The organism is uncultured Boseongicola sp., from assembly GCF_937988555.1.
In the GTDB taxonomy this organism is placed as follows: domain Bacteria; phylum Pseudomonadota; class Alphaproteobacteria; order Rhodobacterales; family Rhodobacteraceae; genus Boseongicola.
Genome location: NZ_CALJXO010000064.1, coordinates 1 through 10,341 on the forward strand (window position 1 = coordinate 1; position 10,341 = coordinate 10,341).

Here is a 10,341-nt window from a genome sequence, read left to right on the forward strand (position 1 = left end):
CGGTTCATTCGGTTCTCTTCAACTCAGTTGCACAAAGCTTGGCGTGAAACCTGAGCTTGCCAACACCGGAAGTGGGGACAATCTCTCAGAAGAAACCTACCTCTTTGATGTCGATTTGGGCGTCATGTTCGCGGCCAAAAGCAACAATTCCAATGGATTTGAGGCTACTTGCACGCGGTACATTTCTAAGCAGCCTGCCGGAGGGTTCAAAGGCTGTGAACGGCAATCGGACCTCAGTCCAATCTTGCGCCACTTCGAAACCGGCCTGGTAATATTGCCAGGGAAGCATTGTTCCACGCGTGCGAAGATGAACGAAATACCTTTGATCATTGCCACGCACCAATAGGCGCACACCCGAGGAACCCTCAGGAGCAGCATTGGGTAATTCCATTCGAATTTGGATGAATCCACCGTTGTTTTCGGTGCTCACCTTCCCGGTCATGTGCGCATAGAGATCGCCGTTTTCGCTTACGAAGGTAGCCTGCCCAGTGGACACGCCGCCCATGACTCGGTCAGTGAAAAAACTCCACCGGGCCTCCGGTTGGAACTCAAAATTCTCTACCATAATATCCTCAGCTAAGGCGGCCACGGGCGCAAGGAGCATCAGGAACGCAAAGGCAGATAGATTTAAGACAAAGCGCATGATTGGATGCTCATCCTGAAGCAGGATCATTCACTTGGGTATTGAATTGAACGATGTCGAGACACAGTAGGACAAATATCTTCATGCGGACCTACATCTCCTCTTGGTTCGCACTTTAACATCTCGATGTCCCAAATTGCAGGTATCCGATAGCGTCCAGTTTTCATGACAGAAAATGATGTTGTTCGTTCAGTCGACCTGACTGCCCCTGAGCCCTCAACAACCACGCCTGCATCGTCCTGCCGACTTTTCAATATGTTCTCGCGTCTTGAATAACGGATAACAGATACCATTTATTGAATGTGTTGCCGCTGGGTGTGGCTTTTTTAGAGAGTATTGATGGGTCTGTCCCGGTCCATCTTTTGCAGCGGCAGCACGATACCACCTGCACATGCACCGGACCTATCTTGACCATTAGAAGACAGATGGCAAGTCAACGAAGGCGTAAAATCCTGCCACTAGGGCGGAGTAAAAGTAGGCCAGTTTGTGCGCGCGCCTTGGAGCGTGATGCCCTCAAGTAGCAAACACATTCCATGGCGCCCCTCTCGGCAGCATCCTGTGGATGCGCCTGCCGGGCAATGGATGGTGTCTACTTCCGACCTCGAATGGCTGAGGAAAAACAATGTGTTCTGGTGCTAGTCGGGGCGGATGAATGGGGTCTCAGCCGCAAAACCGGCCTCGTCATGGCGTTCAAGCTGATGATGTCAGCGCGGACGAAATGGCGCAAACTTGACGGGGCAAACCGAATGACCGAGATCATTGAAGGGGTTGAGTTCAAGGACGGGATCAAGCAACTTCAAAACGCCGCCTGATCAAGCCGTCACCAACTTTCGGGCATAGCTCGTTTCGCAAGCTGGGTATGCAGAGCGTATTAGATTTGGGAAGGGCAGCCATTGGTGTCTATTGCCGCGAAAGTTAGCTTTGATTCCCATTTCCGAATTTCCGCAATGCGGCCAAAGTCCAGTTTAGAAAAAATGGCGTCCGAAATGCAAATCAGTCCCTCAGATCGACGCCGCTAGCAATTCTTGCGAATAGGGGTGGCTTGCTTGCGCCTTTCGTAGCGCTTCAACCTCCATGATCTCTACAATCTCACCATCTTTCATAACGGCCAATTGTTCACACATATGCCCCACGACGGACAAGTCATGAGAGACCATTATATAGGTCAATCCGTGTTCCGTTCGCAAATCGGTCAGCAGGTTGAGGATCTCTGCTTGGACCGATACATCAAGTGCTGAGGTTGGCTCATCTAACAGCAGGATGCTGGGTTTCGGAGCCAAAGCGCGGGCGATAGCGACGCGTTGCCTTTGGCCGCCCGACAGTTGATGTGGATAGCGAAAGCGAAATTTTCCGCCGAGACCGACATCATCCAGCAGCTTCACAACGCGGGCGTCAATATCGCGAAACCCGTGTAGATAGAGTGTCTCTCCCAATACTTGATCCACGGAATGGCGCGGGTGCAGCGACGCATAAGGGTCCTGAAATACCATCTGGACGACTTTGTAGAAGGACTTTTGGCGCGTCTTGTCGACGGGTTTCGTGTCGACGGAAATCGCGCCAGACCAGTTCGGGGTGAGCCCCATCACCGCGCGCAGGATGGTGGACTTTCCGGACCCGCTTTCGCCGACTAGACCAAAACTGGCACCGCGATTTACATTGAAGCTGGCGTTTCTCACCGCGTCAACACGGTCACGTCCGTTCCCGAACCAAACGCTCAAATTATCCACGTTTAACATACTCACAGGCGCGCACTCACACTTGGGGCTTCGGACCATGCTGGATCGCGGCTCAGCACTTGCAGTTTGTCACATGGAGCATCCAGACGGGGCAAAGAATTGAGTAGTCCGCGCGTATAGGGATGCTGCGCATCGTGCAGCTTGTCAGCGTCGCAAACCTCAACAATGCGACCCGAGTACATGATCAGCACACGATCGCAAAAGTCAGCAACAAGATTCAGATCGTGACTGATGAAAATTAGCCCCATGCCTCGATCCGTGACCAGCTTGTCAATGATTGATAGAACTTGCCGCTGGACTGAGACGTCCAAAGCAGAGGTCGGTTCATCCGCGATAAGGATTTCGGGGTTTGGGATCAGCATCATTGCAATCATAATACGTTGACCCATTCCACCCGACATTTCGTGCGGATAAGCGCGCATGACGCGTTCCGGATCCCGGATTGAGACCGCTTCAAGCATCTCCAGCGACTTAGCGTAGGCCTCTGATTTTCTCGCTTTGTTGTGTAGACGGTAGGCCTCGATGATCTGCTGGCCGATAGTCATTACCGGGTTCAGAGAGAACTTAGGGTCCTGCATGACCATGGAGATCCGTTGGCCGCGTACGTCGCGCATTTGGCGCTCAGACTTCAGCATCAGATCGTCACCTTCCAGCGAGATCTGGTCGGCGGTCACGATCCCCGGAGGACGGATCAGGCGTAGGATGGCGCGGCCTGTCATTGACTTGCCGGACCCACTCTCGCCCACAATACCAAGCCGTTCGCGCCCCAAAGTAAATGACACGCCTCGCACTGCGTCAAAGACGCCTTGGCGTGATGGGAATTTCACCCAAAGGTTTTCGACATCCAACAACGTCACTTCTCACTATCCTTCGGGTCAAGCACGTCACGAAGCCCGTCACCGAGCAAGTTGAAGGCCAAAGAAACTGTGAAGATTGCCATGCCGGGCATTGTGGCAACCCACCAATGATCGAGAATGAACCTGCGCCCCTCAGAAATCATCGCACCCCATTCCGGGCTGGGCGGTTGCGCGCCAAGGCCCAGAAAACCCAGACCTGCGGCTGCAAGAATTATACCCGCCATATCAAGCGTCACACGCACGATCAAAGACGAGATGCACAGCGGCCAGATATGTTTGGTGATGATGCGCATCGCGCCGGCACCTTGTAACTGAATAGCGCTGATATAGTCCGAGGATCGTATCGTTAAGGTCTCTGCTCGTGCGATACGGGCATAGGGTGGCCATGCGGTCAGAGAGATTGCGAGAACAGCATTTTCGATTCCTGCGCCCAAGGCTGCTACAAAAGCCAATGCCAAAACAAGGCGCGGAAAGGCCAGAAATATATCCGTGATCCGCATGAGCACTTGATCGGTCCAGCCACCAACATAGCCCGCGACAGTCCCTACCAGAAGGCCCGATATGGGGGCGATCAGGGCGACTAAAGCGACGATATAAAGCGTGATGCGAGAGCCATAGATCAGGCGGCTGAGTATATCACGACCAAGGCTGTCAGTGCCAAAAGCATGCCCGTCAGACCACAGAGGTTGCAGGCGGTTGGCAAGATCTTGGGCAAAGGGGTCATGTGGGGCAAGCAACGGTGCTGCAAAGGCGGTCAGCAGCAGAAGGATCAAGATCCACAACCCGACCATCGCCATCGTATTTCCGCGAAACGAAAGCCAGCCTTGATAAAGAGTCGATAGTTTTGCATGCCGCCGAGAGGTCGGTGTGTCGGTTAGTAACCAAGCACGCCATGTTTGGATATCCACCATCTACTTCGCCCTTGGATCGAAGAATTTGTAGAGCAGATCTGAGAAGATATTGAGTAGGATGAAGATCAGACCAACCACGACAGTTCCGCCCATCACAGCGTTCATATCGGCAGACAGTAGCGCTGTAGTGATATAGCTACCGATGCCAGGCCAGCTGAATATAATCTCGGTCAGCACAGACCCTTCAAGCAAGTTCGCATAACTGAGCGCGATCACGGTGATCAGCTGAACGCGAATGTTCTTGAACGCATGACGCCAGATCACGGCGCTTTCCGACATGCCTTTGACGCGTGCAGTTGTGATGTACTCGGCGCTCAATTGTTCCAGCATAAATGACCGCGTCATGCGGCTGATATATGCGAGACTATAATAACCCAGAAGGGATGCAGGCAGCACTATGTGACTTAGCGCGTCTTTGAAGACCAGCCAGTTTCGGTCGAGGATACTATCGACAAGGATCATGCCCGTCACTGAGGGCACGATATCGACATAGAAAATTCCGACGCGGCCCGGGCCACCGACCCAACCCAAAATTCCATAGAAAATCAAAAGGCCCATCAGGCCTAACCAAAAGATTGGCATCGAATAGCCGACCAGAGCGATGACCCTTGCGACCTGATCGATCCACGATCCGCGCTTGACGGCGGCAACAACGCCTAATGGCACACCGAGCACGATCCCGGCGAAAACGCCTATTGAGGCAAGCTCCAAAGTCGCAGGAAACACCCGCGCAATGTCTTGAGAGACAGGGCGGGCAGTCAGCAAGGACTTGCCAAAATCACCATGGATGACGTCCCAGACGTAATAGGCAAACTGAACGATGATCGGCCGGTCCAGTCCGAGTTGCTCATAGGCTGCGTCATAGGTTGATTTAGAGGCCTGCTCGCCGACAATCGCCAAAACCGGATCAATCGGCATTACCCGTCCGATGATAAATGTCACGAACATCAGGCCAAGCATGGTCACTATGATCGAGCCAAGCGTCAGAAACGTGGTTCTGATCCAAAGCTCAAGAGGCGCCTTACGGCGCCCCTCGCTATTGTTTTCTGCCAATGCCATTTACTTGGTAACGGGCCAGTAAGATACGGCTGTAATCGCACCGCCCAGATTGAGGTTCTGGACCGCTTCATTGCGGCCTGTCTGCTCGATTTTTTGGAATAGGATTGCAAATGGCGCGATGTCACGAAATTCGGCTTGAATGTCCGCATACATCTGTGCGCGTGTGTCCCGGTCGCCTTCGACAACAGCCGCTTCGACTTTGGCCGTCAGGCCACCGGTGTCCCAAGCATTCCGCCAAGCCAGAAGGCCCGTCGCTCCAGCTTCGTCAGTATTGTCGGGGTTAAACGCAAATGTGCCGGCATTAGTGTGTGGATCCGGATAGTCCGGTCCCCAGGCACCCATATACATATCCAGTTCCCGTGCCCGGTAACGGCCCAGAATGGCCTTGGCGGTCCCCACTGTGATGTTCAGCGTAATGCCTGCCTGCGCAAACGTGTTTTGCAACGACTGAGCGATCTCAATTCGCTCTTGTGCTTCACGCACGCCGACTTCAATCTCGAACGGGCCAACGCCGGCAGATGCCAGCAATTCCTTGGCCTTTTCGACATTCAGGCTGAACGGATTCTCATCCACAGCACCCAGATAGGTGCGTGGCAAGAAGTTCTGATGGATCGTGTACTGACCGTTGAGAAAACTGTTCTGCATACCTTCATAGTCGACCAGATATTTGATCGCTTGGCGCACTTCGGGTTTGGACAGAATTTCGTGCTTCTGGTTGACCGAAATATACATCAATCGGCCACGTAATTCGTCATCGATGGCCACGCCGTCTGCACTGCGCGCACCAGCGATATCTTCGGGGTTCAGGTTACGTGCGACGTCAATGTCACCGCGTTCCAGCATCAGACGTTGGGTCGCGCTTTCTTGCACATGGCGTACAATCACACGTTCCATTGCTGGTGCACCGCCATAATAGTCAGGATTGCTGACCAATGTGACGCTTTCGTTCGGTTTCCAGCCTTGCAGCACGTAAGGACCGGAGCCGGCAGAGTTTGTCGCGAGCCATGCATTGCCCAGATCGCCGTCGACTTCATTGGCCATCGCCACTTCCTTGTCGACGATACCGCCGATCGTGGCGGTGAGGCAGTTCAATACAAAGGACGTGGCATAACGCTTGTCCGTCGTAATGCGAAGGGTATTGCCCTCGGCCACGATAGTGTCACCGACATTCTCGGCAGTGAAGCCGAATTGTGTCAGAATGAAAGATGGAGTTTTGTTCAACGTGACGACGCGGCGCAGCGAAAACTCGGCATCTTCAGCGCGCACCGGGTTGCCCGAATGGAATTTGACGCCTTCACGCATGGTGAAAGTGATGGTGCGGCCATCCTCGCTTACTGTCCAGCTTTCGGCGAGATCGGGTTGATAGCCCGCATCCAAGTTCAACGGGTCAAAGTTGACCAGTTTGTTATAGATGTTGCGGCTGACATCAGAGCCTGCGAATTCAAAGCTTTGTGCAGGATCAATTGTGGTGATGTCGTCAATCCGGTTGGCGATCACCAGCATGTTTGCGGGCGTTTCGGCGATGGCGGCAACGGAGGTTAATCCGACCGCAAGGCTGATGGCCGCTGTAGATAGTAAGCGGTTAAAAGCATTCATAATTCTTTACCTCTCCTGTTTGGTTTTCCATAATGTCGAGCGTGCTTGGCTAGGTTAGGACCCCCAGGTTTTTTCGAGCACGCGCAACCAGTTTCCGTGGCACAGCTTGGTCATCAACGCATCGTCGTACCCGTGCTTTGCCATGGCCTGTCTCAAATTAGGCAGATCAGCGACGGTCGTCACATCCTCCGGTACAATCGCCCCATCATAATCAGAGCCCAGACCGACACGATCCTCGCCCAGATGCTCAATTAGATAATCCAAATGCCGCAACATTTGGTTCAGCGGCACATCGGCGATCATCCGCCCATCTTCGCGTAGGAACGCCACTGCAAAATTCAGGCCTACCATGCCGTCGCTATCTTTGATCGCCGCCAGTTGGTCATCCGTCAGATTTCGCGAATGCGGGCAGATGCCGTGGGCATTGGAGTGCGTGGCCACCAGCGGCTTGGTGGAATGTCGAGCAACGTCCCAGAATCCGACGGCATTCAGGTGTGACAAGTCGATCATCACTCCAAGCTCATCGCACCGCTTGACCAGTCGTAGGCCATGATCCGTCAGGCCGGGGCCGATATCGGGATCGCTGGGATACCGGAACGGCACGCCATGGCCAAAGATGGTCGGGCGGCTCCAGACCGGGCCAATGGATCGCAGCCCCGCTTGATACAGCACTTCAAGCGTGTGCAGATCCGGGTCAATAGCCTCGGCGCCTTCAATGTGGAAGATTGCCGCAATCTGACCAGCGGCCAGTGCCGCGCGGATATCAGCAACGCTGCGGCAGACTTTCAATGCGCCCTTGTTTTCCAGATCAAAAAGGATCGCCGCGATCGACATGGCAGTTGGTAGTGCGTCTTCCCAATCGATGACATCAGGCAATGGCAAGTCGTAGGTTGGCTTTGCCATCTCTTCCATTTTGAACGCATTGTCCAACGGCGACGGGATATAAACCGCGAAGAAGCCGCCACCAAACCCGCCGGCCGTCGCTTTGATCGCATCCAATGCACCGTCACGCCCGCTGACAAAGCTCTCCGACGCTGACAGACCGCCTGCACGATAGAGCTGCAGCAGCACGTCATTATGACCATCAAATATTATAGGCGTGGTGGCAGCGTTCAATACAGTCCCCGGATTTTTTGTTAACGCAACAGTACCGAATTTTATTTCATGGACGAGTCGAAACTCTATGAGTTATACGCATATTCCTATGTGGTTTCTGCAAGAGGGCTATAATGGCGCGCAAATCGTGGCACAGCTTGCCCGAATATCAGGCCCTTCGTGCATTGATGCAGGGCGGAACAACAACGTCTGCAGCCGAACGGCTGGGTTTGTCGCAATCCGCCATAAGCCGCTCGATCGGCAGCCTTGAAGCGCGCACAGGTCTCAACTTGTTCGAACGTGAAGCCGGTCGATTGCGCCCAACGAGAGAAGCCGTTCGGCTGAACCACCGTCTAGACCCGTTGTTCGAGGCGCTCGACAGGATTGATGGCCCTGCCCAACCGGTGCCTGAGACCCTTCGCCTGATTGCGCCACCCACTTACGCTCATCGCTTCCTTGTAAGCCAAATCGCCAGTTTCCTAGCAATCAACCCGCATTTCTTTGTCAGCCTTGAAGTGAGCACCTCGGATGAGGTTACCCGTGGCATACTAGATGATCGTTTCGATTTGGGCCTGACGGGAATCGAACTGGCAAGGTCTGGCGTCAAATCCCTAGCCTATCGCGTGTCATCGGCGGTGTGCGTCATGACCGCAGACCACCCGCTTGCGCAACGAGACGAAGTGCATCCGATTGACCTGCATAATCAACCCTTTGTCGCGATTTCAAAACGCCATGCTCGTCGCAGTCAGCTTGATAGGATACTCAATCAAGAACGCAGTAAACCGCGTATCATGGCAGAAGTTTCAACGTCATTCGCGGCTGTCGATCTGGCCAAAGAAGGGCTGGGAATAGCGGTCGTCAATCCGTTTCCGGTATTCCACTATCGCTCAGGTGAACTTGCTTTTCGCCACTTTGTCTCCCCGATCGAATACCGTAGCTATTTCGTGATGTCAGATGAACGGCCACTCCCGCGTGTCGCACGCGCATTTGTCCGACATCTCAGGCTGCACACGCCTTCCGATCCACATTCAAAAAAGGTCGACGCAATTGCATAGAGCCGCTCTCATCGCTGCAAGCAGCGACTACCGGGCGGTGTGCGGCAACGCGGGACAAATAAAAACACCAACCGCTTGCTGCGACAGTACTTCCTAACAGGCACGAATTTGTCGATAAATAGTCAAGCTAAGCGGAGTGCCGTTGCAAGACAGCTCAACAAACGACCTCGAAAGACGCTGGGATACGAAACCCCCGCAGGGCGTTCTAATGCAGGTGTTGCGTCGACCGGTTGATCCCGCCGGACGAAGTGGGCATTGAGTCAAGCCGATACGTCATCACACAAATCATCCTCACCCAAATTGCCTCATATTGTCTGGGGGTCCAAAGAGTTGGCACTCCCAAAATCGCACCTGCACACGCTCTCACCCTGGCTCGTCCTATCCCGTCACAACACCGTCCCCCACCACGATCTCGCGACGGCAAAGTGTTGCGATCTTCTCGTCATGCGTCGAGATCAGGAAGGTCGTGCCTTCCTCGTGATTGATCTCCGCGATCAGTTCCATCACCTGCATCGCAGAGGCGCGGTCGAGGTTACCGGTCGGCTCGTCGGCGAGCACGAGTTCGGGGGAGTTCATCAGAGACCGCGCGACAGCGACGCGTTGTTTCTGCCCGCCCGAAAGATTGGTCGTGGGAAAGTCGATCCGGTCGGCCAGCCCCATGCGCACCAGCAGTGCGCGCGCACGAGCACGGGCAGCCGGCGTCTCGTGTCCCGCTCGGATGGCGGTGGGAAAGACTACGTTTTCGAGGGCCGTGAAGTCGGGCAGCAAGTTGTGAAACTGGAACACGAAGCCGATGTGGAGATTGCGAAAATCCGTCAGCGTGGCGTCATCGCCGGCGATCATGTCCTGGCCGAGCATCTCGTAACTGCCCGATGTTGGCTTCATCAGCGTTCCGAGAATCGTCAGAAGCGTGCTCTTGCCCGAACCCGATGGGCCCAGCAAAGCGGCCATCTCTCCGGTCTCAAGCTTCAGGGACAGACCTCGCAGCACGCGTGTTGCCACCTCGCCCGTACCGTATGTCTGAACCAGGTCGCGCACCTCCAGAAGCTTGCTCATTGTCCAATCGCCGTGACCGGATCGACCCGCGCAGCTGAGCGTGCCGGTAGTATCGAGGCGAGGATGGCGCCACCTACAGTCAGGGTGATGGCGAGGCCATAGGAGCCCTGAGTTATGTCCATCGGCAACATTCCCGGCTCGAACGCATCCCGCGAGGGGAAGGGTAGAAGCGCAAGGTATCCCAGTGCCGCCCCCATGAGCCCTCCCATCAGTCCGATCAAAGCCCCTTGCGTGACGAAGACGAAGACGACAAAGCTGCGCGGGGCCCCCATCGCTCGCATGATTCCGATCTCAGGGCGACGTCGATAGGTGGACAGCAACAACGCCGAGGCA

10 protein-coding genes and 2 pseudogenes are annotated in these 10,341 nt (G+C 54.6%); 3 read left to right on the forward strand and 9 right to left on the reverse strand.

What is annotated here, in order from left to right:
• Positions 1-85: 85 nt before the first annotated feature.
• On the reverse strand, positions 86-643 hold the full coding sequence (locus Q1B15_RS03820) for a CIA30 family protein (protein ID WP_299750390.1): 558 nt from the start codon (positions 641-643) through the stop codon (positions 86-88).
• Positions 644-1,302: 659 nt separating this feature from the next.
• Here Q1B15_RS03820 and Q1B15_RS03825 point away from each other — a divergent pair.
• A pseudogene (locus Q1B15_RS03825) lies at positions 1,303-1,455 on the forward strand (IS256 family transposase); the annotation flags it as partial.
• A gap of 189 nt (positions 1,456-1,644) precedes the next feature.
• On the opposite strand, the gene Q1B15_RS03830 reads toward Q1B15_RS03825, so the two are convergent.
• Genes Q1B15_RS03830 through Q1B15_RS03855 form a run of 6 tightly spaced genes read right to left on the reverse strand, consistent with a single transcriptional unit; the run spans position 1,645 to position 7,918 of the window.
• Positions 1,645-2,379 (reverse strand): ABC transporter ATP-binding protein, encoded by a 735-nt coding sequence (locus Q1B15_RS03830; RefSeq protein WP_299750415.1) that lies wholly within the window; start codon positions 2,377-2,379, stop codon positions 1,645-1,647.
• A gap of 2 nt (positions 2,380-2,381) precedes the next feature.
• Complete coding sequence (locus Q1B15_RS03835; protein ID WP_299750393.1) at positions 2,382-3,236, reverse strand: ABC transporter ATP-binding protein; 855 nt, start codon at positions 3,234-3,236, stop codon at positions 2,382-2,384.
• Entirely contained in the window at positions 3,233-4,147 is a 915-nt protein-coding gene (gene nikC / locus Q1B15_RS03840) for a nickel transporter permease (protein ID WP_299750396.1), read from the reverse strand. Before nikC ends, Q1B15_RS03835 begins: the two co-directional genes overlap by 4 nt.
• Positions 4,148-5,206 carry an ABC transporter permease gene (locus tag Q1B15_RS03845; protein ID WP_299750399.1) on the reverse strand — a complete coding sequence of 353 codons (1,059 nt, stop codon included), beginning with the start codon at positions 5,204-5,206 and terminating at the stop codon, positions 4,148-4,150.
• Positions 5,207-6,802, reverse strand: coding sequence for an ABC transporter substrate-binding protein (locus Q1B15_RS03850; RefSeq protein WP_299750402.1), 1,596 nt, complete (start codon positions 6,800-6,802; stop codon positions 5,207-5,209).
• Between the two features lie 54 nt (positions 6,803-6,856).
• On the reverse strand, positions 6,857-7,918 hold the full coding sequence (locus Q1B15_RS03855) for a dipeptidase (RefSeq protein ID WP_299750404.1): 1,062 nt from the start codon (positions 7,916-7,918) through the stop codon (positions 6,857-6,859).
• Positions 7,919-8,031: 113 nt separating this feature from the next.
• Between Q1B15_RS03855 and Q1B15_RS03860 the strand changes: the two genes are divergently transcribed.
• Both Q1B15_RS03860 and Q1B15_RS03865 read left to right on the forward strand, forming a co-directional pair.
• The gene (locus Q1B15_RS03860) at positions 8,032-8,952 is read left to right on the forward strand and encodes a LysR family transcriptional regulator (protein WP_299750407.1); all 921 of its coding nucleotides are present in this window, start codon (positions 8,032-8,034) and stop codon (positions 8,950-8,952) included.
• Positions 8,953-8,997: 45 nt separating this feature from the next.
• Positions 8,998-9,186 (forward strand): annotated as a pseudogene (locus tag Q1B15_RS03865) (IS30 family transposase); the annotation flags it as partial.
• A gap of 144 nt (positions 9,187-9,330) precedes the next feature.
• On the opposite strand, the gene Q1B15_RS03870 reads toward Q1B15_RS03865, so the two are convergent.
• Both Q1B15_RS03870 and Q1B15_RS03875 read right to left on the reverse strand, forming a co-directional pair.
• Positions 9,331-10,008, reverse strand: a complete 678-nt coding sequence (locus Q1B15_RS03870; RefSeq protein ID WP_299750410.1) for an ABC transporter ATP-binding protein — start codon at positions 10,006-10,008, stop codon at positions 9,331-9,333.
• Positions 10,005-10,341, reverse strand: a 337-nt coding sequence (locus Q1B15_RS03875) for an FtsX-like permease family protein (RefSeq protein ID WP_299750412.1), incomplete at its 5' end; no start/stop codon positions are given. The genes Q1B15_RS03870 and Q1B15_RS03875, both read right to left, overlap by 4 nt.

What these genes read in the sequence shown, in the direction of transcription:
- Q1B15_RS03820 (WP_299750390.1), bottom strand. Translation starts at nt 643, where the DNA reads ATGCGCTTTGTCTTAAATCTATCTGCCTTTGCGTTCCTGATGCTCCTT.
- Q1B15_RS03830 (WP_299750415.1), bottom strand. Translation starts at nt 2,379, where the DNA reads ATGTTAAACGTGGATAATTTGAGCGTTTGGTTCGGGAACGGACGTGAC.
- nikC (WP_299750396.1), bottom strand. Translation starts at nt 4,147, where the DNA reads ATGGTGGATATCCAAACATGGCGTGCTTGGTTACTAACCGACACACCG.
- Q1B15_RS03845 (WP_299750399.1), bottom strand. Translation starts at nt 5,206, where the DNA reads ATGGCATTGGCAGAAAACAATAGCGAGGGGCGCCGTAAGGCGCCTCTT.
- Q1B15_RS03850 (WP_299750402.1), bottom strand. Translation starts at nt 6,802, where the DNA reads ATGAATGCTTTTAACCGCTTACTATCTACAGCGGCCATCAGCCTTGCG.
- Q1B15_RS03860 (WP_299750407.1), top strand. Translation starts at nt 8,032, where the DNA reads ATGGCGCGCAAATCGTGGCACAGCTTGCCCGAATATCAGGCCCTTCGT.
- Q1B15_RS03870 (WP_299750410.1), bottom strand. Translation starts at nt 10,008, where the DNA reads ATGAGCAAGCTTCTGGAGGTGCGCGACCTGGTTCAGACATACGGTACG.